Source organism: Neorhizobium tomejilense (assembly GCF_964254135.1).
Classification (GTDB): domain Bacteria; phylum Pseudomonadota; class Alphaproteobacteria; order Rhizobiales; family Rhizobiaceae; genus Neorhizobium; species Neorhizobium tomejilense.
Genome location: NZ_CAXUSO020000002.1, coordinates 1575145 through 1599947, shown reverse-complemented (window position 1 = coordinate 1599947; position 24803 = coordinate 1575145). Strand labels below are relative to the sequence as shown.

Annotated in this window: 24 protein-coding genes; 19 read left to right on the top strand and 5 right to left on the bottom strand. The window is 58.5% G+C overall.

Going from position 1 to position 24803, the window contains the following annotated elements; genetic code table 11:
• The first annotated feature begins 129 nt into the window (after positions 1 to 129).
• The 5 genes from ACSQ3G_RS30330 to ACSQ3G_RS30310 all read left to right on the top strand — a co-directional run bounded on the left by ACSQ3G_RS30330 (position 130) and on the right by ACSQ3G_RS30310 (position 4682).
• Positions 130 to 909: an ABC transporter permease gene (locus tag ACSQ3G_RS30330; protein ID WP_436113238.1), complete on the top strand. Its 780-nt coding sequence runs from the start codon at positions 130 to 132 to the stop codon at positions 907 to 909.
• Positions 910 to 937: 28 nt separating this feature from the next.
• Positions 938 to 1933 (top strand): ABC transporter substrate-binding protein, encoded by a 996-nt coding sequence (locus ACSQ3G_RS30325; protein WP_436112967.1) that lies wholly within the window; start codon positions 938 to 940, stop codon positions 1931 to 1933.
• Between the two features lie 37 nt (positions 1934 to 1970).
• Entirely contained in the window at positions 1971 to 2768 is a 798-nt protein-coding gene (locus ACSQ3G_RS30320) for an ABC transporter ATP-binding protein (protein ID WP_436113237.1), read from the top strand.
• Between the two features lie 69 nt (positions 2769 to 2837).
• Positions 2838 to 3131 carry a hypothetical protein gene (locus ACSQ3G_RS30315; protein WP_436112966.1) on the top strand — a complete coding sequence of 98 codons (294 nt, stop codon included), beginning with the start codon at positions 2838 to 2840 and terminating at the stop codon, positions 3129 to 3131.
• Positions 3132 to 3733: 602 nt separating this feature from the next.
• A protein-coding gene (locus ACSQ3G_RS30310; RefSeq protein WP_105405491.1) for an IS630 family transposase occupies positions 3734 to 4682 on the top strand; the annotation gives its coding sequence in 2 pieces (ribosomal slippage) (positions 3734 to 4069 and positions 4071 to 4682; 948 coding nt in all).
• A 74-nt stretch (positions 4683 to 4756) separates the two neighbouring features.
• Here the strand turns inward: ACSQ3G_RS30310 and ACSQ3G_RS30305 are convergent.
• The 3 genes from ACSQ3G_RS30305 to ACSQ3G_RS30295 are packed head-to-tail and all read right to left on the bottom strand — an operon-like array spanning position 4757 to position 7171.
• Entirely contained in the window at positions 4757 to 5965 is a 1209-nt protein-coding gene (locus ACSQ3G_RS30305; RefSeq protein ID WP_436112965.1) for a CaiB/BaiF CoA transferase family protein, read from the bottom strand.
• A 1-nt stretch (position 5966) separates the two neighbouring features.
• Complete coding sequence (locus ACSQ3G_RS30300; RefSeq protein WP_436112964.1) at positions 5967 to 6383, bottom strand: PaaI family thioesterase; 417 nt, start codon at positions 6381 to 6383, stop codon at positions 5967 to 5969.
• Between the two features lie 2 nt (positions 6384 to 6385).
• Positions 6386 to 7171: an IclR family transcriptional regulator gene (locus ACSQ3G_RS30295; protein WP_436112963.1), complete on the bottom strand. Its 786-nt coding sequence runs from the start codon at positions 7169 to 7171 to the stop codon at positions 6386 to 6388.
• Positions 7172 to 7317: 146 nt separating this feature from the next.
• On the opposite strand from ACSQ3G_RS30295, the gene ACSQ3G_RS30290 reads away from it, so the two are divergent.
• The 9 genes from ACSQ3G_RS30290 (at position 7318) to ACSQ3G_RS30250 (ending at position 18320) form a co-directional block, all read left to right on the top strand.
• Positions 7318 to 8874, top strand: a complete 1557-nt coding sequence (locus ACSQ3G_RS30290; RefSeq protein ID WP_436112962.1) for an acetate--CoA ligase — start codon at positions 7318 to 7320, stop codon at positions 8872 to 8874.
• Positions 8875 to 8909: 35 nt separating this feature from the next.
• Entirely contained in the window at positions 8910 to 10046 is a 1137-nt protein-coding gene (locus ACSQ3G_RS30285) for an FAS1-like dehydratase domain-containing protein (RefSeq protein WP_436112961.1), read from the top strand.
• 32 nt (positions 10047 to 10078) lie between these two features.
• Positions 10079 to 10573, top strand: coding sequence for a TRAP transporter small permease (locus ACSQ3G_RS30280; protein ID WP_436112960.1), 495 nt, complete (start codon positions 10079 to 10081; stop codon positions 10571 to 10573).
• A gap of 54 nt (positions 10574 to 10627) precedes the next feature.
• Positions 10628 to 11608, top strand: coding sequence for a TRAP transporter substrate-binding protein (locus ACSQ3G_RS30275; RefSeq protein WP_436112959.1), 981 nt, complete (start codon positions 10628 to 10630; stop codon positions 11606 to 11608).
• Positions 11609 to 11686: 78 nt separating this feature from the next.
• Positions 11687 to 12976 (top strand): TRAP transporter large permease, encoded by a 1290-nt coding sequence (locus tag ACSQ3G_RS30270; protein WP_436112958.1) that lies wholly within the window; start codon positions 11687 to 11689, stop codon positions 12974 to 12976.
• Positions 12977 to 13067: 91 nt separating this feature from the next.
• Positions 13068 to 14675: a carboxyl transferase domain-containing protein gene (locus ACSQ3G_RS30265; RefSeq protein ID WP_436112957.1), complete on the top strand. Its 1608-nt coding sequence runs from the start codon at positions 13068 to 13070 to the stop codon at positions 14673 to 14675.
• A gap of 2 nt (positions 14676 to 14677) precedes the next feature.
• Complete coding sequence (locus ACSQ3G_RS30260; protein ID WP_436112956.1) at positions 14678 to 16666, top strand: acetyl/propionyl/methylcrotonyl-CoA carboxylase subunit alpha; 1989 nt, start codon at positions 14678 to 14680, stop codon at positions 16664 to 16666.
• Entirely contained in the window at positions 16663 to 17538 is an 876-nt protein-coding gene (locus tag ACSQ3G_RS30255; protein ID WP_436112955.1) for a hydroxymethylglutaryl-CoA lyase, read from the top strand. The genes ACSQ3G_RS30260 and ACSQ3G_RS30255 overlap by 4 nt, the downstream gene beginning before the upstream one ends.
• Complete coding sequence (locus ACSQ3G_RS30250) at positions 17535 to 18320, top strand: crotonase/enoyl-CoA hydratase family protein (RefSeq protein ID WP_436112954.1); 786 nt, start codon at positions 17535 to 17537, stop codon at positions 18318 to 18320. Before ACSQ3G_RS30255 ends, ACSQ3G_RS30250 begins: the two co-directional genes overlap by 4 nt.
• A gap of 348 nt (positions 18321 to 18668) precedes the next feature.
• On the opposite strand, the gene ACSQ3G_RS30245 is transcribed toward ACSQ3G_RS30250, so the two are convergent.
• A complete protein-coding gene (locus ACSQ3G_RS30245; RefSeq protein ID WP_436112953.1) occupies positions 18669 to 19592 on the bottom strand; it encodes a LysR substrate-binding domain-containing protein in 924 nt (307 codons plus the stop codon).
• Positions 19593 to 19752: 160 nt separating this feature from the next.
• Between ACSQ3G_RS30245 and ACSQ3G_RS30240 the strand changes: the two genes are divergently transcribed.
• From ACSQ3G_RS30240 to ACSQ3G_RS30225, 4 genes are read left to right on the top strand one after another with little or no spacing between them, the layout of a single operon-like run.
• The gene (locus ACSQ3G_RS30240; RefSeq protein ID WP_436112952.1) at positions 19753 to 20580 is read left to right on the top strand and encodes a transporter substrate-binding domain-containing protein; all 828 of its coding nucleotides are present in this window, start codon (positions 19753 to 19755) and stop codon (positions 20578 to 20580) included.
• A 15-nt stretch (positions 20581 to 20595) separates the two neighbouring features.
• The gene (locus ACSQ3G_RS30235; RefSeq protein WP_436112951.1) at positions 20596 to 21273 is read left to right on the top strand and encodes an amino acid ABC transporter permease; all 678 of its coding nucleotides are present in this window, start codon (positions 20596 to 20598) and stop codon (positions 21271 to 21273) included.
• A gap of 41 nt (positions 21274 to 21314) precedes the next feature.
• Positions 21315 to 22082, top strand: a complete 768-nt coding sequence (locus ACSQ3G_RS30230; RefSeq protein WP_436112950.1) for an amino acid ABC transporter ATP-binding protein — start codon at positions 21315 to 21317, stop codon at positions 22080 to 22082.
• A complete protein-coding gene (locus ACSQ3G_RS30225) occupies positions 22042 to 22815 on the top strand; it encodes an MBL fold metallo-hydrolase (RefSeq protein ID WP_436112949.1) in 774 nt (257 codons plus the stop codon). Before ACSQ3G_RS30230 ends, ACSQ3G_RS30225 begins: the two co-directional genes overlap by 41 nt.
• Positions 22816 to 22968: 153 nt before the next feature.
• Here ACSQ3G_RS30225 and ACSQ3G_RS30220 read toward each other — a convergent pair whose 3' ends face one another.
• Positions 22969 to 23457, bottom strand: coding sequence for an Lrp/AsnC family transcriptional regulator (locus tag ACSQ3G_RS30220; RefSeq protein ID WP_436112948.1), 489 nt, complete (start codon positions 23455 to 23457; stop codon positions 22969 to 22971).
• Between the two features lie 133 nt (positions 23458 to 23590).
• Between ACSQ3G_RS30220 and ACSQ3G_RS30215 the strand changes: the two genes are divergently transcribed.
• Complete coding sequence (locus ACSQ3G_RS30215) at positions 23591 to 24778, top strand: amino acid aminotransferase (protein WP_436112947.1); 1188 nt, start codon at positions 23591 to 23593, stop codon at positions 24776 to 24778.
• Positions 24779 to 24803: the final 25 nt, after the last annotated feature.

Here is a 24803-nt window from a genome sequence, read left to right as displayed (position 1 = left end):
CGCAAAAGACCTCGGCCTGCCAAGGCGGCAACCCATCGACCTTTCCGGCTGGCCACTTTGCAAAGTTCTTAGAGGAGGAAATTTCGTGATGCGTCTTATTGAACATTCGGGAGCCCGGAGGAAGCCATGATGCGGTCGTTCAACTCTCCGTTCGTGAGGCCGGTGCTGCTGGTCCTCTTTCTGGTCGTCGTTTGGGATCTCACCATTCGTCTGTTCGGCATTCCCGCCTATCTCATTCCCACTCCGATCGACGTCGCGGTGCAGATGTACGCTCAATGGCCGATGTTGCTGGCGGAGTCCGTTCCCACCCTGCAGGCGACGGTCGGCGGCTTCCTGCTTTCTGTGCTGATCGGAGTGCCGCTGGCGATGCTCATCGCCTACTCCAAGACCATCGAGAGCTATGTCTATCCGCTGCTCGTCTTCTCGCAGAGCATTCCGAAGGTGGCCATCGCGCCGCTATTCGTCGTCTGGTTCGGATTCGGGCTGTTTCCGAAGGTCATCGTGGCCTTCCTACTCGGCTTCTTCCCAATCGTGGTTTCTACCGTCCTCGGCTTTAAGTCGCTCGAATCGGACATGATCGATCTGGCAAAATCCATGGGCAGCAGCCGGCTGAAGATGTTCTACAAAATCAGCCTGCCGAACGCGCTTCCGGCGATTTTTGCAAGCATGAAGGTTTCCATCACGTTGGCGGTCGTCGGCGCGGTCGTCGGTGAGTTCGTGGGTTCCAATTCCGGAATCGGCTATGTGCTCCAGCGGGCGAATGGCAATTTCGACCTGCCTTTGATGTTCTCCGCGCTGATCATCCTGTCGCTCATGGGGGTGCTGCTCTTCATGATCATCGACCTCATCGAAAAGCTGATGCTGCCGTGGCACATTTCCAATCGCTTGGCGACCGCCGGAGCGCACTGAAGAATTCATCAAAGAGGAGGAAAGTCTGATGAAAATCTCTAACCTGGTCTTCGGCGCGGCCGTGGCCGTCGCAAGTGCCTTTTCGCAGCCGAACTTGGCCGCTGCACAAGACGCCGAGAAAACCACGTTGATGCTCAACTGGTACGTCACGGGACTGCATTCGCCACTCGTTCTCGGTAAGGAGAAGGGCTTCTTCAAGGCGGAGGGCGTCGACATTGAGATCCAGGAAGGCCGCGGCTCCGGGCCGACCGTTCAGGCCGTCGCTGCTGGCAATGTGCAGATCGGCTTCGCCGATCTGACGACCATGATGGCTCTCGCCGTCAAGGGCGCTCCGGTTATCTCCATCGGCTCGGCGCTTCAGCGCAGCCCCTTCGCCGTCATCAGCCTGAAGGAGAAGGGCATAGACAGCCCCGAGAAGGTGAAGGGACTGACCATCGCTATGACGGCAGGGGACTCACCGTCCCAGTCCTGGCCGCTCTTCCTGGAAAAGAACAAGCTCAAGAACGGCGACTTCAAGACCGTCAACGGCGACGCCAAGACCAAGGTGAACGCCGTTATCACCGGCCAGGCCGATGCGCTGCTCGGCTTCGCGACCGATCAGGGAACGCAGATCGAGGCGGCGACCGGAAAGCCGGTCACGAATATGCTGTTCGCCGACTTCGGGGTCAACAGCATCGGGTCGTCATTTATCGTGAACACCGCGACGATCGCCGAGAAGCCGGAGCTCCTGAAGAAGTTCATGCGCGCCGCCACCAAGTCGTTCGAATATGCGTCGGAGCATCCACAGGAAGCCGTCGAAGCGGTCCGCAAGGCCTATCCGAACGCCGGCACCCCGGAAAGCCTGATGACCGGTCTCAAGACCGCCATTCCGCTATTCAAGGCCAAGGAAACAGAAGGCTCGCGGCCGCTGCGCGTGACGAACGCGCAGGTAGAAGAGACCATCGCCACAATGATCGCGGTCGGTACGCTCAAGGCATCGGACAAGGATGTCGGGAAGTACTACATCGACGCCTTCCTGCCGTGAGGTACAGCACATGAGATCGCTACGCGCATCCGAGGACATGATGAAAGATAAGTTCCCCCGGCCGGTGGACAGGTCGACCCTCATCCAATTGAACGGCGTCACGAAGAAGTTCGGCTCCTTCGAAGCCCTCAAACCGATCGACCTGTCGATCAAGGAAGGCGAGTTCGTGTCGGTCGTCGGTCCTTCGGGCTGCGGTAAAAGCACGCTTCTCAAACTGGTTGCCGGACTAGCACCCATCTCCGACGGCGAACTCCTGCTCGCCGGGCGGAAGATCTCCGGACCGCAGACCGACGTCGGCATTGTGTTCCAGAGCTCGGTTCTTCTCGCCTGGCGAAACATCATGGACAACATCCTCCTCCAGGCGGAGATGCGGAACATGAACAAGGTGGAGGCGCGCAGGCGCGCCGAAGCCCTGATCGCGATGGCGGGCCTGCAGGGCTTCGAGAACAAGTATCCATGGCAGCTTTCGGGCGGCATGCAGCAGCGCGCATCGATTTGCCGCGCACTGCTCCATGACCCGCAGGTGCTCCTTATGGATGAACCTTTCGGCGCGCTTGACGCGATGACTCGCGAAAAGATGAACGTGGAGCTTCAGCGGATCTGGCTTGAGTCCAAGAAGACAGTTCTGCTGATCACACACAGCATTCCCGAAGCGGTTTATCTATCGGACAGGGTGGTCGTGATGAGCGAGCGTCCCGGATCGGTTGCTGCGGTCTACGACATCGATCTGCCGCGGCCCCGTGACCTGAGCGTCATGGCGTCAACCCAGTTCGCCTCATACACGAAAACGATCAGACAGCACTTCTACGCGCAGGGTTCGCTCGACGATCACTAGACACTTGCTGCGGGCGGCTGCGACTGAGGCCCCCGCAGAAATGCTCGCTCTGGGTTATGGGAGGTTCCTATGAACATGCTGGAAATGGACTGGTCGGCGCACTGGTCGGAGTTCACGTACGAAGAGGCACTCGCGCGGGCGAAGAACGCGTTGTGGAAGAGGGGCGTCTCCATCATCTTCATAATCGAAGGCTACGAGCATGAGTTCTTCTTCGACGAACTCCTTCCTGAGAAGGCTGCGCTGGCCGACTTGCGGGCGCGCCGCATAGCCCTTGCGGCAGCCGAGAGCCCGAAGATCGCAGTACTGCTGACCGGAATTTTGGGTCTGCTTACGTTGTCGCTGATGTGTGCGCTAAATATTTGAAGGCTTTGCTTATTAGCGCGTCAACCTTTGGCTCATCGAGCGGTAGTGGCTCGATTCGGCGTAGCTGACGACTCCGGAAAACTCTACGGCCTTCAGGTCAAATGTGGGATCTTGCGGTTTAAGGACGAACCCTCGCTAGGCGGCGATGTGTGCCGGTATGCCCGAATAAGACATTCAGCGAGCATCAGGATCGTCGGTTATTTCGGCATTAGAGCTGTAGGCAGAGAACCCCGGTTGAGTTGGCCCCCAATACGGCATCGGCAGCGTAAAGTCCATTTCGCGATAGCCGGCAACTGATTGGGATGCTCCGATCGTCAACGTCAATGCCGGCGCGAGGGCGATCGGTCATCCGATTGTGGCCTCCGTTCCCGAATTCTGAGCACGTTGGTGTTCGCAATCGTTCGTAGCTCAGCGGAAACGGCGGAGTTCTCATCAAAGGAAGTGCCTCCAGGGTATTGGCTGTCCACTGCCAGCTTGCGTTGTAACAGCGTTCGATCGGGTTCGGGACCTAGAGCGTTTCCGCCTTTTTCTGAATCGTGGTCGATTCCCAAATCAGTTTTGATCTGATTCATTGGTGCTGGCTGGATGGAGGCCAGCATCTCATGACGGCACCTTTATCCAATGATCTTCGCGAGCGTGTTGTCGCCGCCGTGCTGAGCGGCGAAAGCGTCCGTACCGTTGCTGCGCGCTTTGAGGTGGCGGCGTCATCGGTGGTGAAGTGGTCGCAACGCCATCGGGCAACTGGATCGGTTCGTCCGGGCAAGATGGGCGGCCATCGCAAACGCATTCTTGAACCACATCGTGATTTCATTATCGAGCGTCTCAGTCAGAACTCTCACCTGACGCTACATGGCCTCAAGGCCGAATTGGCTTCACGAGGCATTGCCGTCTCACACAATACGATTTGGGAGTTCATCCGCAGCGAGGGGCTGCGCTTCAAAAAAAACGCTGTTCGCCCTTGAACAAGCCCGCGCCGACGTCGCCCGTCGGCGAGAGCGGTGGAAGGCGTTGCAGCATCATCTTGATCCTGAGCGGCTGGTGTTCATTGATGAGACCTGGATCAAAACCAACATGACGCCCATCCGAGGCTGGGGACCGAAGGGCAGACGTCTGCGGGCGTTTGCGCCGCACGGTCACTGGCGCACCCTGACATTCATCGGTGCATTGCGCAGCAGCCAACTGACAGCACCCTGCGTTTTCGATGGCCCGATCAATGGCACGTGCTTTCGCGCCTATGTCGAGCAACAGTTGATACCAGTCCTCAAGCCAGGTGACATCGTCATCATGGACAATCTCGGCAGTCACAAGTCGGCCGCTATCCGTAAAGCGATCAAAGCCGCTGGCGCGCGGCTCTGGTTCCTGCCGCCCTACTCACCAGACCTCAATCCGATCGAGCAGGCCTTCTCAAAGATCAAGCACTGGATGCGCAATGCGCAAAGGAGGACCATCGACGAAACCTGGCGGCACATTGGTAACCTGGTCGAGGCGATCCAATCCGATGAATGTGCCAACTATCTCGAAAATGCAGGCTACGTTTCCGTCAAAAGGTGAAACGCTCTATGTGATTCTGCTCCTTCAGAATCCAGGGGCGGGGTTATTCTCTAAGCGGCCTGTTCAGAACACTATTAGAGGATCACGGCACGTTCCTTGAGATCGTCGATCTGTTGTCTCGTGAAGCCAAGCAGTTCCGAGAGGATTTCATAAGTGTCCTCGCCAAGTAGGGAGGGCGGAGAAGCGGGCGAGGGCCCTTGCCCATCGAAGAGTATCGGACCGCGGACCATGCGCAGGCTACCGATCTTCGGATGGGTTACGGTCTCGATGAGACCATGTGCCGCGACGTGGTCCTGCTCTAGGGCTTCGCCAATGGATAGGATTGGCGCGTTTGGGACATCGAAGGCAGTCAGGCGATCCAGCCAAAAGGCAGTACTCTCGCTCGCCATCCGGTGGAGAATGAGCGGCTCGAGCTCAGCGCGATTCTTCAGTCTCGCCTCGTATAGGGCAAACCTTGGGTCCTCGATAAGATCCGGCCTGTCGAGGCATCGTGCAAAATTGTGCCAGAACCGTTCGGTTAGGCATGCCACGATGACGTGTCCGTCCGAAGTTGGAAATGATCCATAGGGGACGATGCTTGGGTGCTGCGTGCCAACGGGCTTTGGACTCTCTCCGGTCACGAAATAGATCTGTGAAAGATAGCCCTGCATGGCAATCAGGCTGTCGAGCATGGCGATTTCCACCAATTGCCCGCGGCCACTCCGGTGGCGATCGTGCAGGGCTGCAAGGATGCCAAAGATCGAATAGATACTTCCCGCCATATCGCCCAAGGGTAAACCAAGTCTGTTCGGTGCCTGACCCGGTTCGCAGTTGACACTCATGACCCCCGAAAGGGCCTGGGCCACGATGTCGAAGGCCGGCTTGCTGGCGTGCGGACTGTTCTTTCCAAAGCCGGTGATCGAACAGTAAATCAGGGACGGGTTCTCGATCTTGAGTGTCTCGTAGCCGAGCCCCAGCCTCTCCATGACCCCCGGGCGGAAATTTTCGACGACTATGTCGCTTTGCGCTGCAAGATCCCTGGCAATCTTCAAGCCCTCGGTGGACTTCAGATCCACGGCAACACTTTTCTTGCTGCGGTTCAGGGCTATGTAGTAATGGCTCATCCCCTCGACGAAAGGCGGGAAATTACGCGTCTCATCGCCCTTTTCGATCGGCTCGATCTTGATGACGTCAGCCCCGAGATCGGCGAGAACCATCGAGGCGTAAGGCCCGGAAAGAATGCGGGAGAAATCAAGGACTTTGATGCCGACGAGGGGGCCCTTATTGTGCACCGTAGCGGGCATGTCAGGCCGCCTTTCTTGAAATTTTCATAACTGCCGTGGCCAAGGCGACAACGCGCTCTCTGTCGAATACTTCAGCGTCAAGAAAGATCATGGAGCCGGCTCGGTCCCGGATCTTTGCCCGCGCCTCCAGAAGCGTACCGGGCCGGGCTGCGCTGACGAAGCGCGTTTCCAGCTGAACGGTGACAGTTGGTGCCCGGTCCACTGCCTCCCAGGCCACCATCGCTATAGCCTGATCGAGAAGGGTGGTGATCACGCCACCGTGGACCAGTCCGATCGCGTTCGCGTGCTCGCTCCTGGTTTGCAGCGCATAAGCGACGCACCCGTCCGCGTCGCGAGCCTTAGTCAAGGGACCTAACATTGCCATGAATGCGCCTGCGTTCAAAGGCTTCCAATTTCTCTGCTCACTCGTGTCGGTCATATTCAACTCCCAGCAGTCATTTGCACGTTTTCGATTTCGTTGCGCGCGTCCGTCAGCGCTCGCGCAAGCTTGGGGATCTCCGCATCCTCCAACCTTTCGGTGATGCCGATTGCGACGAGCGAACGGATCATTTGCTTTCGCGCATTAAAGATCGGAACAGCAACGACCGTCACTCCGGAAATGTACGTGCCCTGATCTACAGCATATCCGCGCGTGCGCGCTTGTTCGACCTCTTCGGTCCACTTCGCAAAAGTCGGTGGATGGTCCCATACCAGCTTCGAGAATTCGCGCTGGAGGGCGTCTTTGCCCATGCCGCCGAACGCTGCGAATAGCCGGCCCGTCGCGGAGATCAATAGAGGAAAGCGTGATCCCAGATCGACCTGGAGGCGGAATGGCAGAGGAGACTGAGACAAGGCTACCACGACCATTTGCCCCGGTTCGGACAGTTGCGTCGCGATGGCGGTGACATTGAAGCGAGTCGATAATTCCGAAAGGCGTGGCTGGATCATAACCGAGAATGTATTCTTTTGAAGGGCTGATCGCGCGAGAGGCAGGATCCCGACGCCGATAGAATAACGCTTAGTTCTCAAATCGAACTCGACTAGTCCCTCGTCCTGCAGGACCCGCAGGATATGAAGACAGGTGCTTGGCACCAAACCCAACTCGCGGGCGATCGGATTGACGCCTACCGGCTCGTTCGATCGCCCCAGATATCTGAGAATGGCGATCGCGCGGGTGACTGCGGGTACCTGCCTCTTGCTCGCTTGGGTCGTCTCGTCTTCGCTCATTTCATGCACTCCAAAACGTGGCCGTTATTGTCTATATACAACGATAATGGCGTATTGACAATGGTATATCTGTGCCCTTACCGTTGTCAACGAGCACGACGGGTGGCTGAAATTTGCCCGGAGTGAAGGGATTTGGAGGAAACCATATGGCGCTGACGGATTACACGTCCTATGCGGATGCGCAGAAGCACTACACGAAAGAGGCCCTATGGGACCTGTTTGACGGCACGCGCGATCGGTTCAACATCGCCCACGAGTGCGTCGATCGTCACGTGAATGGCAGCAATGTTGCCCTGCGCATCGCAAATGCAGACGGCGGTGATGAGGTCATTACGTTTGAGGAACTCTCCCGTCGTTCATCGCAGATCGCGCATTTCCTCAAAGAAAAAGGCATCGAGAAAGGTGACCGCGTCGCCGTGATGATCGAGCCCTCTCTGCCTTTCTATTGTGCGATCTTTGGCGCACTCAAGGTAGGTGCGGTCGCGGTGCCGATGTTCACGCTTTTCGGACCCGAGGGAATCAGGCTGCGCAACGGAGACTGCAACCCGGAGATATTTTTCACCAATGCTGAAAAGGCTCCGGAAGCAGAGGAGGGCGGAGCGAAGAACGTGATCATCGCTGATCAGGCCTTTCTTGAGAGTTTGAAGGACCTGCCGCCGGCATTCGATTGGGACACGAGCGGCGGCGATCTCGCAGTGCTGCAATATACCTCCGGGACGACCCGCCTCCTGCCGGCTGCCGTGCACCACAACCATCGGTCCATCGTCACCCTTATGGTTGCTGCCCTATATGCGACCGGCATTCGGCCCGGTGATCGCTTCTTCTGCCCGTCTTCGCCAGCTTGGGGACACGGCCTCTGGCACGGAACGTTCGCGCCGCTTGCCATGGGGGTCTCCACCGGGACCTTCTCCGGCAGGTTCGATCCGGTGCGCCTCCTGAAGGCCCTGCAGGATTTTAAGATCACCAATCTAACCGCCGCAGCGACCCACTACCGCATGATGCGAAACTCTGGCGAAGCCGAGAATTTTACCTACAGTTTCGAAAAACTGTCCTTCACTGGCGAGCCGATCGACAGCGAGACTGCGGCCTATGTCGAACAGGTGTTCCGGACGAAGGTTCGCTCAATGTACGGCACGACCGAGATCGGCGTCATCATAGCCAACTATCCCGGAGCGAGCGACCTCGAGGTGCGTGATGGTGCTATGGGCAAGGCCGTCCCTGGCGTCGAGGTGGAAGTCCAACGGCCGGATGGCTCTCGCTGTGCTACCGGGGAAACCGGCGAACTCATGGTCAGGAAGGGCGGCCAGTGGTTCCCGACAAAGGATCTCGGTCGCGTCGACGAGGATGGCTATTTCTATCACGGTGGACGGGCCGACGACGTGATCATCTCGGCAGGTTGGACCATCGGCGCCGTTGAGGTCGAGGATGCGATTTTGAGCCATCCGGCCGTGGCTGAATGCGGTGTGATCGGAACCCCCGACAGCCTGCGCGGACAGGTGGTGAAGGCGTTCATCATTCCAAAGACGGGTGAAACGCCCGGTCTCACGGAGAGCATTCAGGAGCATGTGCGCGCCAAGCTCGCTCGTCACGAATACCCCCGCCAGATCGAATTTGTAACCGAGCTGCCGAAGACCCCGGCAGGCAAGGTGAACCGAAAGATCCTGCGAGATCAGGAAGCCCAGAAATTTTCCGCCGCTGGCTGACGGCTGCGCGACCCCATATTTCAAGGAGGAACATGATGAATGAAATGATCCGGAAGTTTCCAAAAATCACGCAGGAGGGTCTCGACGATCTTCGCACGCGCATTGGCGTAAAGATCGAAAAGACTGTCGAGCCGTGGTGCTATGAGGCCACACGAGACAATATCCGTCACTATGCGCACGGCATTGGTGATGACAATCCGCTGTGGTGCGACCCCGATTACGCAAAGAACACCAAGTACGGCGATGTGATCGCGCTGCCGAGCTTCCTGTTTGCTACCAGCCGGATCATTTCGGGCTATGTTGGGGGCCTTCCGGGCGTGCATGCGATGTGGTCGGGCGCGAACTGGAATTGGCATAAGGTAATCCCGCGCAATGCCGAGTTCCGCACCGAGGCCTATCTCAAGGACCTTATCGAGCACGACACCCGGTTTGCCGGCCGGGCCGTACAGCAGATCTATCACGTCGACTTTTACGATGCGAAGACGGGCGATCTGCTGGCGGATGCGGACAGTTGGTGCTTCCGCACCGATCGCGATCAAGCCCGCGAGAACGGAACGAAATACACGAAGACCAAGGAAAATGGCCGCCGTGTCTATACCCAGCAAGAGCTGGACCAATACTACGAGTATTACGAGAACGAAGAGATCCGCGGCGCCGAGACTCGCTATTGGGACGACGTCGCCGAGGGTCACGAACTGCCAACCATGGTCAAGGGTCCCATGACCGCTACAGGCTTCATCGCCTACGCCCAGGGCTGGGGTGGCCTCTACATCCGTGCCAACAAGCTTGCCTGGCAGCTGCAACAGAAGCATCCGTCGGCCGGCATCAAAAACCGGTTTGGCATTCCCGATTGCCCCGAACGCGTTCATTGGGAAGAAGAATTCGCGCTCGAAGTCGGTGCCCCCGGTGCCTACGACTACGGTCCGGAGCGCACTTCGTGGCTGACCCACCAGGTCACCAACTGGATGGGCGACGACGGTTTCCTGCGGCAGGCGAAATGCCAGGTCCGCCGGCATAATCCGGAAGGCGATATCATCCTGATCAACGGCACCGTCAGCCGCAAATTCGAGGATGCCGGCCGCTATCTGCTGGAAATTCAGCAGCGTGCGGTGCAGCAGGACGGAGAGTTGTCTGCTCTTGGCTCCGTTATCGTCGAGTTGCCCAAACGCTGAGGCATCCGACGGCCAACCGCTGGGAGGATAGGTTGAACGTCATCGGTATCATTCTAAGAAAAGTCGAGGACACCCTGCATTTGCTGGGGTGCCTCAGCCTCGTGATCATCGTTGTCATCATCAATGCGGACATTATGCTGCGACTGATCCTTGGCGAACCTGTGCAGTTTCAGTTCGAGTTGACCGAGCTCTATCTGATGCCGGCCCTGGCGACTTTGTCCCTGTCATGGGTTTTTCGTGACGGCGGCCATCTCGCGCTGGATTTCTTGCCGGAACAACTTCCGGGGCTGTGGGGAAAGGCTGTCGTCAAGCTGTGCTTGCTACTTCCGTCCACCTTCTTCTTCGCCGTCACCTACATGTCCGGAAGGAATGCGCTGAATGCCTTTATGCGGGGGCAGACCCAGTTCGGCGTGGTCGATTGGCCGCTCGGGTGGGCCTATGCCGCGGTGCCTCTGGGCTGCGGAGTCCTGGCGTTTCGGCTGCTCTATGACGCTTTGCAAAGTGAGACACCTAAACCGATCCATTGAGAAATCAATTCAGGGAGGAGACTGAAAATGAAAATCGTGAATATGAAACAGCCCATGGCCGGCTTGGCCGTTACGCTCGCGCTGGTCGCTTCCGTGGCGCAGGCGGAAACGCTGAGCCTGAGCGACTTCCAGTCCACCAGCCATATCGTGTCGGTGGAGGGCACGACCAAATGGATGGCAGCAGTCGAAAAGGCCACCGGAGGCAAGATCACCTTCAACCATTTCCCCGCCGAACAGGCGGCGAAGGCCAAGGCGCAGCTCGATGCCGTCAAGAGCGGTATTCTCGATGCCGCACTTCTGGGTCCCAGCTATCATTCGGAATCCTTACCGCTGAACTCGGTGGTGGATCTGCCTGGCTTCTATGACTCGGCCGTCCAGGGCACCAAGGCGCTGCAAACCATGTTGAAGGAAGGACCGTTGCGCGATGAGCTTCTGGCGAACGGCGTAACGCCGGTGTTCGGCTTCGTTCTCCCTCCCTACCAGGTCCTGTCCAAGAAGCGACTGGGCATGCCCGCTCAATGGAAGGCGATCGACGTGCGCACCTCGGGCGGGACCCAGGCCATGACCGCGCGCAGCCTGGGGGCCGTCGGGATCTCGATCCCGGGACCGGAAGTTTACACCGCTGTCGAAACCGGGCGGCTTGATGCAATCCTGTTTCCGCTGGCCTCGGTGCCGGGATACAAGCTGAACGAGGTGGTGAGCCACATTTCCACCAACGGCTCCTTCGGTGGCTACAGCTTCGTCATGGTGGTTCGCAGCGATCTGTTCGACGGCCTTGCTACCGAAATCCGGGAAGCGATGGTGACAACCGGAAATGAGACCGCTGTTCATGTCGCAAAGGCGCAAGACAATAGCGCCAGCGTTCTCATCGCAAAATGGAAGGCAGCCGGCATCAATACCTACACCTTTAGCGATGCCGAGCTCGCGAGCCTCGATGACAGCATGGCTCTTGTTGCCACTGACTGGGCGGGCCGCATGGGCGGCGAGAAGGCTAAAGCGGTCTTGGACACCTATAAGCAACTCACCGCCCAGTAAACGCAGCCGCTTTTCCCTACCCGTCAGAGCAGTCGGTCTTCGAACCGACTGCTCCTCAAAGGAGCTTGCGTTCACCACATGCTGACCTTTCTCGCCATACTCGTCCTGCTGGCCATTTTTATGGTGTTCAGGATGCCGATTGCATTCGCCATGGGGCTGGCCGGCTTCATCGGGCTTGCCGTTCAACTTGGATCGCGACCAGCGCTTGCCGTGCTGGAACGGACATTTTTCGACAGCTCATCCTCATTCATCCTTGTCGCGATCCCGCTGTTCATCCTCATGGCCGAACTACTGACCGCGGGGGACGTGACCCGGCGCGCCATCGTCGCGTGCCAGGGTTGGGTTGGGCACGTCAAGGGCGGTCTTGCAATGGCGACCGTGGGCGCGGCGGTCATTCTTGCGGCGCTTGTCGGCAGTTCGACTGCTTCGACGGCGGCGATGGCAGCCTCTGCTTACCCCGAGATGCGCAACCACAACTATTCCCGCAGGCTGGCCGCGGCCGTCGTCTCTGTCGGCGGCACTCTTGCCGTCGTCATACCGCCTTCGATCGTGCTCGTTGTCTATGGAGTGCTGACGGAGACTTCGATCGGGCAGCTTTTCATCGCCGGGATCATTCCCGGGCTTCTGACCGCGGTAGGTCTCGCCGTCGTCATAAAGATCATTGCCCACACGACGGACCAGGCCCCGAAAGGTCCTCCCTTCGAGCTGAAGAAGGCGGTGAAGGCCAGCCGCCATGTCTTGCCGATGACGGCTCTGCTGCTCGTTGTGATCGGCGCGATCTATGGCGGTCATGCATCCCCTTCCGAGGCCGCGGCGCTCGGGGTGATGGGATCTCTCATCATCGTGATCGCCCAGCGCTCCATTTCGTTTGCAAGCTTGAACAGGTCAATTTCCAACACGATCCGCGCAACCGTGATGATCGTCGCCATCGTGGCCTGCTCGGCGATCTTCTCCAACTATCTGGCGTTCACGCGGATCACCCACACGCTGCTCGAGTTCGTCGCGACGACTGAACTTTCGCGTGGCACGATCATGGCGATCATCATGCTCACGCTGCTGGTCATGGGCATGTTCATGGATCAGCTGGCGATCCTCTCTCTGGCCATGCCGCTGATGTTTCCGATCGCCATGGCGCTGGACTTCAATCCGGTGTGGTTCGGAATAGTCGTGACGAAGACGGTCGAGATCGGCTTGCTGACGCCACCGCTCGGTCTGAACGCCTATGTAGCCGCGGCGCAGACGGGAGTGCCCCTCGGCAGGATATTCCGTGGACTGGTTCCGTTTATCATCGTTGAGCTCTTCATCCTGCTTTTGCTGCTCGTCTTCCCGCAGATCACCTTGTGGCTTCCGAGCCTGATGCAGCAGTGAACCGACAACGCCCCTTTGACCACCATGTCTGCGCCGGGAAGGAACCGCTCGGTGGTCGAGAGGCTGGTGCCCGAATGACAGGAGAGATTGCATGACGATATTGCCGAGCAACGTGCTGACCGGTGCGCCGGAGTTTGAGGAAAACCGGTCTGCCATGGAAGCGCAGCTGGCGCCGGTTGAACTGGAAGCCGCACGGATCATGCAGGGCGGCTCCGAAGCGGCTCGTGCACGCCACAAGGCCCGCGGCAAAATGCTGCCACGCGAGCGGGTCGCGGCCCTTCTTGATCCCGGCTCTCCGTTTCTTGAGGTCGGGCTCTTCGCTGCAAGCGGGCACTACGATAACGAAGTGCCTTCCGCAGGCGCCATCGCGGGCATTGGCCGCGTCGAAGGGCGCGATTGCATGATCCTCTGCAACGATGCCACGGTGAAAGGTGGAACTTATTTCCCGCTCACCGTAAAGAAACATTTGCGCGCCCAGGAGATTGCGGAGGAGAACGAGCTTCCGTGTGTCTATCTTGTCGATAGCGGCGGAGCGAACCTGAACAACCAGGACGAGGTTTTCCCAGATCGGGATCATTTCGGTCGGATATTCTTCAATCAGGCGCGCATGAGCGCGAAAGGCATCGCACAGATCGCCGTGGTCATGGGGTCGTGCACGGCAGGCGGTGCCTATGTGCCTGCCATGAGCGATCAGACGATCATCGTTCGCGAACAAGGCACGATCTTTCTAGCCGGCCCCCCTCTGGTAAAAGTTGCGACGGGGGAGGAGATCGATGCTGAGACCCTTGGCGGAGGCGACACGCATACGCGGCTATCGGGCGTCGCGGACTATCTGGCGGATGACGATCGCCACGCCTTGGCGCTGGCGCGCGAGATCGTCGCCAATCTGGGATCCAAACCCCGTCCAATTATCGACCTGAGGGTGCCGCAATCCCCGCTTTATCCGGCGGAGGAAATCATGGGGATCGTGCCGGCGAACGATAAAACGCCCTACGATGTGCGCGAAATCATCGCCCGGATCGTCGATGGCTCGGATTTCGCCGAGTTTAAGCCGCGATACGGAACGACCCTGGTGACAGGTTTTGCCCATGTCGATGGCGTCCCCGTTGGCATTCTCGCCAACAACGGCGTCCTGTTCTCGGAGAGCGCCGTCAAGGGCGCGCATTTCATCGAACTGTGCTGCCAGCGCAAGATCCCGCTTCTTTTCCTGCAGAACATCACCGGCTTCATGGTCGGATCGAAATACGAGGCCGGCGGCATCGCCAAGGACGGAGCAAAACTGGTGAACGCCGTTTCCACGGCGTCGGTGCCGAAAATTACGGTGATCATCGGCGGGTCGTACGGCGCCGGCAACTACGGCATGTGTGGTCGGGCTTTTGGCCCGCGTTTCGTCTGGATGTGGCCCAACGCCCGCATCTCGGTAATGGGTGGAGCGCAGGCAGCAGGGGTTCTGGCTAATGTGAAACGTGCTGGCATCGAGGCGAAGGGTGGCTCATGGTCAGCGGCGGACGAGGAGGAATTCAAGCGTCCGACGCTCGAAATGTTCGATCGCCAGTCCCGCCCGCTCTACGCGTCCTCCCGCCTTTGGGACGACGGTGTCATCGACCCGCGCACGACCCGTGACGTGGTCGCACTGTCGCTTCGGGCGACGCTCAACGCGCCCGTCCAGGAAACCAAATTCGGCCTTTTTAGGATGTGATGATGACCCCTCCATTTTCCAAGATTTTGATTGCAAACCGGGGTGAGATTGCTTGCCGCGTGGTCCGCACAGCGCGCCGGATGGGTGTGCGAACCGTGGCCGTCTATTCGGATGCCGACAGGCAGTCGCTACATGTTTCGCTGGCGGACGAAGCAGTGCATATCGGGGCCTCGCCGGCCTCGGAAAGCTACCTCGCCGGACACAAGCTTATTGCCGCCGCGCTGGCAACGGGCGCGGAGGCGGTCCACCCGGGCTACGGGTTTCTGTCGGAGAACCCCGGTTTCGTGGAGGCGGTCGAAGCGGCCGGCCTGGTTTTCATCGGTCCGTCCGCCGCGTCGATTCGGGCCATGGGGCTGAAGGATGCCGCAAAAGACCTAATGGCAGAGGCTGGCGTGCCGATCGTGCCCGGTTACCAGGGTGCCAAGCAGGATCCAGATTTCCTCGCCGCGAAGGCGGAACGAATTGGCTATCCCGTGTTGATCAAGGCGCGCGCCGGCGGCGGCGGCAAGGGGATGCGCCGGGTTGACGACCCAGCGGACTTCCGCGAGGCGCTCGCCTCCGCCCGCAGGGAAGGTCAGGCATCTTTTGGCGATCCGCAGGTGCTGATCGAAAAATATATCCTCTGCCCAAGACATATCGAGGTGCAGGTGTTCGGCGACAACCATGGCAATGTCGTCCATCTCTTCGAGCGGGATTGTTCGCTGCAGCGGCGCCACCAGAAAGTGGTGGAAGAGGCCCCGGCACCCGGCATGACCCCGGAGGTTCGGGACGCGATGACGGATGCGGCTGTAAAAGCGGCTAGGGCGGTCAACTATTCCGGCGCCGGCACGATCGAATTCATCGTGGACGGCTCCGGACCGCTGCGTGCCGATGGCTTCTGGTTCATGGAAATGAACACGCGCCTTCAGGTCGAACATCCCGTGACAGAGGCCATTACGGGTGTCGATCTGGTGGAGTGGCAATTGCGCATCGCGGCGGGCCAGCCCCTGCCGCTGGCGCAGGAAGCGCTGTCCATTTCCGGCCATTCGTTCGAGGCTCGCCTTTACGCCGAGGACCCGGCCAGAGGCTTTCTTCCTGCCACCGGCAAAGTCGAGCATCTGGCCTTTTCCAGCCATGCCCGCAATGACGCGGGCGTATGTTCGGGCGACCATATCAGTCCCTTCTATGATCCGATGATCGCCAAGATCATCAGCCACGGAACGGATCGCCGCGACGCCCTCGATCGGCTTATCCTCGCCCTGCGAGGCACCCACGTGGCCGGAACCGCCACGAACGCCGGATTTTTGGCAAGGTTGGCATCGCATAAAGGGTTTGGCGACGGAAAATTTGACACTGGCCTGATTGAACGGGATCTGGACGGCCTGACCGCCACCACGCCGGTTTCGGAGATCCATCTGGCCATTGCCGCCATTGCCGGATTGGGGATCGACCTACGGGCGCCACGTTTCGGCTGGCGCCTCTGGGATGAGGCTTTTCATGACCTGCGCCTTGTCTGTGACGGCGAGGTCGTCGATCGGCGCCTGACGCTTCACAGCCACGGCTCGATGAGGCTGTCCGGGGGACGTGAAGATGCGGTCCTTGGGGCCGTTGAAATCGACGGCGATGATATTGCCGCCCGTCTCGGACCAACCATGTCTCGGGTCGAGGCGAAGGTATTTCTTGCGCGCCGCCAGGCGGGGCTTCTGATTTCCGTCAGCACGTCAGACATGGTGCGCGACATATTTATGCCGGACGCGCGTTCGGGCAACGGCGTAGCGGCGGATGCGGGTAACGTCGTGACGGCGCCGATGACAGGTGTGATCATCACACTCACCGTTTCGGAGGGAGACGTCGTGGAAGGTGGGGCAAAGCTCGGCATTATCGAAGCCATGAAGATGGAGACGGTCCTTGTCGCTCCGCGCCCGGGGCGCGTGGCCTCCGTCAAATGCGCTGCCGGTCAGGCGGTCGAAGGTGGTTCTGTGCTCATCGTGCTGGAGGAACACGCGGCATGAGCGAACATGTCCGCATCTACGAGGTAGGCCCCAGGGACGGGTTGCAGAACGAAATACCGATCATTCCGACTGCAAGGAAAATCGAACTGATCGACCTTCTGTCCCGCGCCGGATTTGAGAAGATAGAGGCGACGAGCTTCGTTTCTCCCAAGTGGGTTCCTCAACTGGCGGATGCGCTGGATGTCATGAGAGGAATTATCCGCCGGCCGGGGACAGGCTATGCGGTACTGACCCCCAACATGAACGGGTTCGAACTGGCGCAGGCCGCAGGGGCGGACGAGGTCGCCGTTTTCGCATCCGCCTCGGAAGGGTTCAGCCGGAAGAACATCAATTGCTCGATTGCAGAAAGCCTGGTTCGCTTCGAGCCCCTGCTCGCGGCGGCCGGAAAGGCCGGTATCCGGGTGCGCGGTTATGTCTCCTGCGTCGTCGCATGCCCCTATGACGGAGAAGTGGCTCCGGAGGCGGTGCGCGATATTGCCTTGGCGCTCCGCGAGATGGGTTGCTACGAAATTTCTCTTGGCGACACGATCGGGGCGGGGAGGCCGGCCACCGTCTCGCGAATGTTGAAGGCCGTTCTTGCCGGCATTCCGGCAACCGAGCTCGCCGGACATTTTCACGACACCGAAAATACGGCGCTCGATAACGTGGCTGTTTCTTTGGATATGGGCCTGCGTACTTTTGATAGTGCGGTCGGCGGCCTTGGCGGTTGCCCTTACGCTCCCGGTGCCAAGGGCAATCTGTCGACTTCCGCGCTCCTGGATTTTCTGGAACCGCGCGGCTTCGAGACGGGGATCAACCGGGCGGCGCTGCAGGCCGCGGAATGCTATGTCGCGGCCATCACATCAAAGCGGATTGAGAGGAGAGAGCGATGACCTATGAGACCATCCGTGTCAGCACGGACGCCCGCAACGTGGCGACGGTGACCCTGGCGCGCCCAGACAAACACAATGCGATGAACGCAATGATGATCGCCGAGCTCACGCAGGCAGCCGAGGAATTGGCCACGGATCCGGCCTTACGTGTCGTTATCATCGCCGGCCAGGGCAAGACTTTTTGCGCGGGCGGCGACCTTGGCTGGATGCGCGCCCAGGCAGACAAAGATCGCGCTGGGAAGTTGACGGAGGCCACCAATCTTGCCCGCATGCTTGGGCACTGGAATGCGCTGCCGAAACCCGTCGTCGGCCGTGTGCATGGCGCCGCCTATGGCGGTGGATTGGGGCTGATCGCCGTTTGCGACGTCGTTGTTGCGGAGGACGAGACCCGGTTTGCCCTCACGGAAACCCGGCTTGGGCTCATCCCCGCCACGATCGGCCCCTTTGTTATCCGGCGCCTTGGGGAAGCTTTCGCGCGCCAGGTCTTCTTCAACTCCAAGCCTTTCGATGCGGCCTTTCTTGTCCGCGCAGGGATGCTTTCCCGGGCTTGCCGGCCCGATGATCTAGACGCCGCGGTCGAGGAAGAGGTTCTCGCCTTTCTCCAATGCGCGCCGGGTGCGATCAGCGAGGCTAAGCGCCTTTGTCGTTCGCTTGCGGGCGTTGACGCTTCGGATGCTGCAGATATGTCTGCAATTGCCCTGGCCGACCGCTGGGAGACAAATGAAGCTCAAGAGGGGATTGCGGCCTTCTTTGCCAAGGAGACGCCGTCTTGGCGAAGGTGATTTTGGTTGCACCGTGATCAATCTTTGGCGCCTCAGATCCTGGTCTGCGGCTAAGGCGTCTCGGAACCTTTGTAGTCGCTCATTTGTCATTCGCTCAAAAGCAGGATCAGCGGCTGACAATGGTCGCCGCGAACCTTCTTTGCTGGAAAGATTTGCAGGTTTTCCGCTTTGATACCTCTCAAGGTGATCGGTGACGGGGTCTCGCCCATGCCAGCAATGTCGAAATGCTGATGCTGATATCGTCGCCTGTCGTCGCGCCCGTCGACGCCCGCCCAGGAATTCGCTTAAGCCGATAAGTACTGCGCAGGAGCTTTGCCTCCATATTGAAGGCCCGCAGTCGGTAACATCCTAGGGCAAGAAGACGCGTCGCTTGCTCAGGTCGGTGGCTTTTCCTGCTTCCGCGACCAGCCAGTCGACAAAATGACTCACGTCCGATCGTTCACGTTTCGATTCGGTGCATAGGCAGTAATAGTTTTTAAGCGCGGGTACGGTGAGGGTCAAAGGTTGGACTAGCCGCCCTTCATCAAGATCGCGCGCAGATATGATCTCGTCGCTCAGCGCAACGCCGTATCCATCGCGGGCCGCTTGTAACACGATCCCAAAGTCGTCGAAATACACCTCGGAGTAGCCAATCTGGGTAACGCCCGCTGCTGACTGATATCTCTTCCATTGAGAACCGTCGTCCTCGTGCAGGAGGCGGTGATAGGCAAGATCTCCGATTTGTCGGATCGCGTGAGGGCCGCGCAATAATTGCGGGCTGCACACTGGCGTCATATGGATGCCATGAAGCAGATGCCACCAGAAACCCGACCATGGCGGAGCGCCGTAGACAACAGCAATGTCTGCCCTGCGCCAGTTCACGTCGCTGGCGCGGCTGGCAGTTATCACATTGAGGGTGATGTTTCGGTTCTCCGCCATGAAGTCGAAAAGCCTAGTGGCCAGCCAGGCAACTCCGTGCACCTGAGGAATAGAGATCGTCAGCGTACTTTTGCCTGCGTCATTCGATTTTTGGGCGGCAACTTCCTGAACTCCGATCGTCAAGGCGTTCATCGCTTGCCGAGCGGAGCGTTGCAGGATCGCGCCATATTCGGTGAGGACGAGTTGTCGACCGCGTTTCTCGAACAGGGGCACATCAAGAGCGTCCTGAAGGGTGCGAAGCTGCTGGCTAATCGCGCCGGGCGTTACATGCAATTCAGCCGCCGCCGCACCAAGGTGTCCCAGCCGGGCGACGCTTTCGAAAACGCGCAGTGCGTTTAGCGGTGGCAACGACATTCGTGCGTCTCCCCGGGGCACCGAGTACATTCTTGTTACAGATATTCGTTTAGTTTTTCTGCGAATGTTACCGCAGAAAATTTAGTTTGTCTGCTGAAATGTTCCGTGGTGCAATGAAGGAAGGATCTCAGAAGAGACCACAAAAAGAGGGAACTTAGATATGAATGAGCGACTGACATGGATAGCTAAATTGTTTTCCTGCGGCCTCGTTACCTTGGGAGCGGCAGGACATGCCCAGGCGGATGGCGCCAAGCCGGACTTTGCTTCGAGCGGGACGCTCAAGGTCTGCACAGCCGGGGACTTCCCGCCGATGCAATATTACAAAAATCCCGGCGACACCAATCTTGTCGGCTTTGAAATCGATGTCATCGATGCAATCGCTAAGCGCTGGGGCGCGAAGGCCGAATTTGTTGTCGGCGACTTCAAGGGGCTGCTGCCCTCACTCGATAGCAGCCGTTGCGATTTGGTCGCAAGCGGTATCATGATCACGCCGGCCCGGCTCGAGAAATACGACGGTGTGCCTTATTTCGCGTCGCATGTGGTTCTGCTCGTGCCCAAGAGCGACGTGAACTCGAAGACGCCGGAAGATATGAACGGCAAGGTCGTAGCGATCGAGGCCGGCACGACTTATGAAAAAACGATGGCCGATCTCAACGCCAAGTTCGTCAAGGACGGCAAGGCGGAGGCCGTTGTCCAAACCTATCCGTCCGCCTCGGGCGTGATCGAACAGATACTTGTTGGGCGGGCTGGAGGTACTATCACGCAGGACACCACGGCCGCGTTCCGTTTGCTGCAGATGCCCGGCAGGATGAGGATCGCCTATACGTATGACGAAAGCGTGACATACGGCATCTACATGCGCAAGAGCGTCAATGACCGAAGGCTCGTCAAGGAAGCGATCGAGTCCCTGCAGGCAAGCGGCGAGATGAAGACCTTGCTGGTCAAGTGGGGCTTGCCGGAAACATCGACCGACGTCGCTCACGACTGAGTGGGACGCGGTGCGATGTTCGATTTTAATCTCTTCCTCTCCGCACTCTTCGGTTGGCCCCTTGCGAAAGGGGCCATGCTGACGGTCGTGCTATCCGTGCTGGTCATGGGCGTTTCGCTGGTGCTGGCGATGGCGTTCGGTTCCGCCGCCGGTTCAAAGAACAGATCATTGCGCTTTCTTGTCGGCGCTTACGTCTGGCTGTTCCGCGGTGCTCCGGCCCTGTTGATCCTGCTCTTCGTCTGGAACGGGCTTCCGCAAATATCGCCGATTTTTCGGGCGGGCTGGTTCACGCCTTTCTTTGCGGCCTTCATCGCCCTGGCTCTCATTCAGATCGCCTATCTCTCTGAGATACTGCGGAGCGCTTTTGATGCCGTAGGGAAAGGCCAAAAGGAGGGTGCCGCCGCACTCGGTCTGCATAAATGGCAAATCTTCTTGTTAATCACGCTGCCCCAGGCTCTGCGGATTGCCATGCCTGCATTGGTCAACGAATTTATATCGCTTTTGAAGTCCACGTCCCTTGCAACCGTGATCTCTCTAAAAGAGCTGATGACGATCACACAGTTTGCAATCGCAACCAGCTTCCGCTTCCTCGAATGGTATGGCGCGGCACTCTTTTACTACATGGCTATGGTCTCTGTTTTAACAATTCTTCAGTTCCGCATCGAGCGCGCCCTCTCGAAAGGGCACCGCTAGAAGCCGTTCGTCATTCCGTTTACGCCTAACGAGGAACGCCCATGATCGAGACATTCCCGTCGCCCGACGCGCCCGGGCCCTCTGCCGTTGAACTGTCGGACGTCAACAAATCCTACGGCACCTATCATGTTCTGCACGATGTCTCGCTGGCGGTCGGGCAGGGGGAACGCGTGGTTATATGCGGCCCATCCGGATCGGGAAAATCGACACTAATTCGATGCGTCAATCGTCTGGAAATTCACCAGAGCGGCAGGATAGTCGTCAACGGTGTCGAGTTGACCGACGATACTTCGAGAATAGACCATGTGCGGCGGGATGTCGGCATGGTATTCCAGCACTTCAATCTCTTCCCGCATCTCACCGTTCTTGAAAATTGTACGCTGGCGCAGCGCTGGGTTCGCAAGCGCCCACAATCGGAAGCGGTAGACATTGCTATGGCCTTTCTCGAGCGCGTGCGCATCCCCGAAAAGGCTCATCGGTATCCGGGCGAACTTTCCGGTGGTCAGCAGCAACGCGTTGCCATTGCCCGTGCGCTTTGCATGACACCTCGCATCATGTTGTTCGACGAGCCCACATCCGCACTCGACCCGGAAATGGTCAAGGAGGTACTGGACACCATGGTTCGGCTCGCCGAGGACGGAATGACGATGATCTGCGTCACCCATGAGATGGGATTCGCGCGGCAAGTCGCAAGCGAAGTCGTTTTCATGGACGACGGCAGGATCATTGAAAAGGGAGCGCCCGCCAGACTGTTCGGCTCGCCTTCGCATGGGCGCACAAAACGCTTTCTCAACAATCTCCTTCATTGAACGGCAAAAAATGACTGATCGAACAAACTGGTTTTGTGAAGAACAGCTCACCAATACGATCCGTCGTATCTGGGAGCCGCATGTTCACCGGTTTTTCAGGGCAAACCTCTTCCATGTCGTCGGCAAGGACGCCGATCTAATCATTGACTTCGGCATGGGTCTTGCTCCGCTCCGTCCCTTCCTGAGTATCGAGACCGGGAAGCCTGTCATTGCATTGGCGACGCACGTCCACGCGGACCATGTCGGGTCGTTCCACGAGTTCGAACATCGGCTGGGACATGCCGCCGAGGCTGATGGCTTCGCGGGGATGGAGGATGCTGTCACGCTGGCACATCTGTTCCGTGAGTTGCCCCAAGGCGCGGAACAAAAGCCAGAGCCGTCCTTCGAGCAGGACAACTACGCGATCCTCCGCGCTCCGCTCGTCAGAGTTCTTGCCGAGAACGACACTATCGATATCGGCGGTCCCTCCTACAAGGTCTTGCACCTGCCGGGGCATTCGGCCGGCTCGATCGGGTTGCTTGACGAAGTGTCAGGCGTCTTCTTCAGCGGCGACGCGATCTATGACGGCACATTGGTTGATGACCTTCCTGGCTGCGACAAAACTGCTTACCGTACGAGTATGCGCCGCCTGCGGGATCTTGATATTTCCGTTGCCTATGGCGGCCACGGCGCACCGATGTCGCGCGAACGCATGCACATGATTGCCAATGCCTATCTCTCCGCGTCGGCCTAGCGGCAACGTGCAGCCTGCTCCTTCAGTTCGAAAGTGTGCCGATGACCAACACCGCAAAACTCGAAGCGCACCGGAAGAAATATACTGCCGCCGGCGATATCTTCGACCCGGCCTTCGCAGCGGACAGCCTGCTTCTGTCGTTGTAGTAATCCCCTAGGCCTGAATAATCTGCAACGGCAGCTCCGTGCTCTTCTTAATGGTCCGCAGCACGATGCTTGAGGTGACCGACGCTAGTCCACCCGTGACCTTGATCATACGTTCCAAAAAGATGCTGAGGTGGTCAAGATCGCTGGCCACGATCTTCATCAGGAAATCCGCATCGCCCGTCTGGGAATAGCATTCCAGGATCTCAGGCGCTGTTTCGATGAAACGATGCAGTTGAGCATTCCCTTCCTCTGTGTGGGACCGAAGACTAACCAGCGTGTGCGCGACAACGGAAAAACCGAGTCGTTCCGGGTTCAAAATCGCTACAACGTTCTGGATCAGACCCTCGCTTCTCAGCCGGTCAAGCCGCCGCGAGCATTGAGCTGCTGACAGATTGACGACTTGCGACAGTTCAGTTTGTGTCAGCTCAGCATTGCGTTGAATAGCCGCGAGAAGACGGATATCGAATTGATCTAGGGTATGTAACTTTGAGGTCATGTCAAAATATCTGCATAGTTTGCGGAAAATTGGTGATTTTCATGCGCTATAATATCTATATCTGCTGAAAATTGCAAACTTACCTCACTAAGGCGCCTGTACGCTTAGGCCACGTTCTTAGGAGGTAGACAACATGTTTGAGAAACTCACCGCGCAACCAGCCGACAGCCTACTTGCGCTCATCAAGGCGTTTCAGGCCGATCCCAGAGGCTACAAAGTCGACCTCGGCGTCGGCGTCTACAGAGATGAACAAGGGCGGACCCCGGTTATGCGGGCCGTCAAGCTCGCTGAAAAGCAGCTGCTCGACACCCAGGACAGCAAGCGCTATCTCGGGCCGGAAGGGGATCTGAATTTCGTCAATCTCCTGAGACCGGTTATTTTCGGCGCAAATCATGATGCCGGCAAGGTTGTAGGCATTCAGACGCCAGGTGGAAGCGGCGCTCTGCGACTGGGCGCTGAACTCATCGCCTCAGCCAGACCCGGTGCGAAGGTCTGGCTTGGTACACCCAGTTGGCCCAATCACGCTCCAATTGTCGAGTCGGCGCGCTTGACCGTCAAAGACTACCGTTTCGTCGACCTTGCCAAGCAGCAAATTGACTTCGATCGTGTTCTGGAGGCTCTCGACGCGGCCGAGGCTGGTGATGTGATCCTGCTACACGGCTGCTGCCACAACCCAACTGGCATTGATTTTGATATCGACCAGTGGAAGCAGATCGCAGCAACTCTCGTAGAGCGCAAGCTCCTTCCCTTTATCGATCTTGCCTACCAAGGCCTGGGCGATGGCCTCGAAGCGGACGCGGAGCCAACCCGCCTTATCCTCGAGGCAGTAGACGAAGCGCTTGTTGCCTACTCGTGTGACAAGAATTTTGGTCTTTATCGCGAGCGTGTTGGTGCCCTTTACCTTGTGAGCCGCAATGCGGAGCAGCTCAAAATCGCCGATGGCAACATGGCGTCGTTGGCACGTGTCAACTGGTCGATGCCCCCGGACCACGGCGCTGCCATCGTACGCGTGATTCTGGAGAGCATGGAGCTTACCCAAATCTGGAAGCAGGAGCTGGTTGAAATGTGTGCTCGGGTCAATGGTAACCGCGCCGCCCTTGCAGCTGCCCATCAGGAACTGAGCTTTATCGCAAACCAGCGAGGGCTCTTCTCGAACCTGGCGATGTCGAAAGACACGGCAGTCGCATTGCGCCACAAACACGGGATCTACATGGCCGATTCCGGTCGCATGAATTTGGCGGGGATGCAGCCTTCTGATGCGGGCGCGATCGTCAAGGCTCTGTCTGCAGAAGGCACGCTGAGCACCCGCTCGGCGGCCTGAGCATCCCCAAAAACCAGGTTTGGAA

What these genes read in the sequence shown, in the direction of transcription:
- ACSQ3G_RS30330 (WP_436113238.1), top strand. Translation starts at nt 130, where the DNA reads ATGCGGTCGTTCAACTCTCCGTTCGTGAGGCCGGTGCTGCTGGTCCTC.
- ACSQ3G_RS30325 (WP_436112967.1), top strand. Translation starts at nt 938, where the DNA reads ATGAAAATCTCTAACCTGGTCTTCGGCGCGGCCGTGGCCGTCGCAAGT.
- ACSQ3G_RS30320 (WP_436113237.1), top strand. Translation starts at nt 1,971, where the DNA reads ATGATGAAAGATAAGTTCCCCCGGCCGGTGGACAGGTCGACCCTCATC.
- ACSQ3G_RS30315 (WP_436112966.1), top strand. Translation starts at nt 2,838, where the DNA reads ATGAACATGCTGGAAATGGACTGGTCGGCGCACTGGTCGGAGTTCACG.
- ACSQ3G_RS30305 (WP_436112965.1), bottom strand. Translation starts at nt 5,965, where the DNA reads ATGCCCGCTACGGTGCACAATAAGGGCCCCCTCGTCGGCATCAAAGTC.
- ACSQ3G_RS30300 (WP_436112964.1), bottom strand. Translation starts at nt 6,383, where the DNA reads ATGACCGACACGAGTGAGCAGAGAAATTGGAAGCCTTTGAACGCAGGC.
- ACSQ3G_RS30295 (WP_436112963.1), bottom strand. Translation starts at nt 7,171, where the DNA reads ATGAGCGAAGACGAGACGACCCAAGCGAGCAAGAGGCAGGTACCCGCA.
- ACSQ3G_RS30290 (WP_436112962.1), top strand. Translation starts at nt 7,318, where the DNA reads ATGGCGCTGACGGATTACACGTCCTATGCGGATGCGCAGAAGCACTAC.
- ACSQ3G_RS30285 (WP_436112961.1), top strand. Translation starts at nt 8,910, where the DNA reads ATGAATGAAATGATCCGGAAGTTTCCAAAAATCACGCAGGAGGGTCTC.
- ACSQ3G_RS30275 (WP_436112959.1), top strand. Translation starts at nt 10,628, where the DNA reads ATGGCCGGCTTGGCCGTTACGCTCGCGCTGGTCGCTTCCGTGGCGCAG.
- ACSQ3G_RS30270 (WP_436112958.1), top strand. Translation starts at nt 11,687, where the DNA reads ATGCTGACCTTTCTCGCCATACTCGTCCTGCTGGCCATTTTTATGGTG.
- ACSQ3G_RS30265 (WP_436112957.1), top strand. Translation starts at nt 13,068, where the DNA reads ATGACGATATTGCCGAGCAACGTGCTGACCGGTGCGCCGGAGTTTGAG.
- ACSQ3G_RS30260 (WP_436112956.1), top strand. Translation starts at nt 14,678, where the DNA reads ATGACCCCTCCATTTTCCAAGATTTTGATTGCAAACCGGGGTGAGATT.
- ACSQ3G_RS30255 (WP_436112955.1), top strand. Translation starts at nt 16,663, where the DNA reads ATGAGCGAACATGTCCGCATCTACGAGGTAGGCCCCAGGGACGGGTTG.
- ACSQ3G_RS30250 (WP_436112954.1), top strand. Translation starts at nt 17,535, where the DNA reads ATGACCTATGAGACCATCCGTGTCAGCACGGACGCCCGCAACGTGGCG.
- ACSQ3G_RS30245 (WP_436112953.1), bottom strand. Translation starts at nt 19,592, where the DNA reads ATGTCGTTGCCACCGCTAAACGCACTGCGCGTTTTCGAAAGCGTCGCC.
- ACSQ3G_RS30240 (WP_436112952.1), top strand. Translation starts at nt 19,753, where the DNA reads ATGAATGAGCGACTGACATGGATAGCTAAATTGTTTTCCTGCGGCCTC.
- ACSQ3G_RS30235 (WP_436112951.1), top strand. Translation starts at nt 20,596, where the DNA reads ATGTTCGATTTTAATCTCTTCCTCTCCGCACTCTTCGGTTGGCCCCTT.
- ACSQ3G_RS30230 (WP_436112950.1), top strand. Translation starts at nt 21,315, where the DNA reads ATGATCGAGACATTCCCGTCGCCCGACGCGCCCGGGCCCTCTGCCGTT.
- ACSQ3G_RS30225 (WP_436112949.1), top strand. Translation starts at nt 22,042, where the DNA reads ATGGGCGCACAAAACGCTTTCTCAACAATCTCCTTCATTGAACGGCAA.
- ACSQ3G_RS30220 (WP_436112948.1), bottom strand. Translation starts at nt 23,457, where the DNA reads ATGACCTCAAAGTTACATACCCTAGATCAATTCGATATCCGTCTTCTC.
- ACSQ3G_RS30215 (WP_436112947.1), top strand. Translation starts at nt 23,591, where the DNA reads ATGTTTGAGAAACTCACCGCGCAACCAGCCGACAGCCTACTTGCGCTC.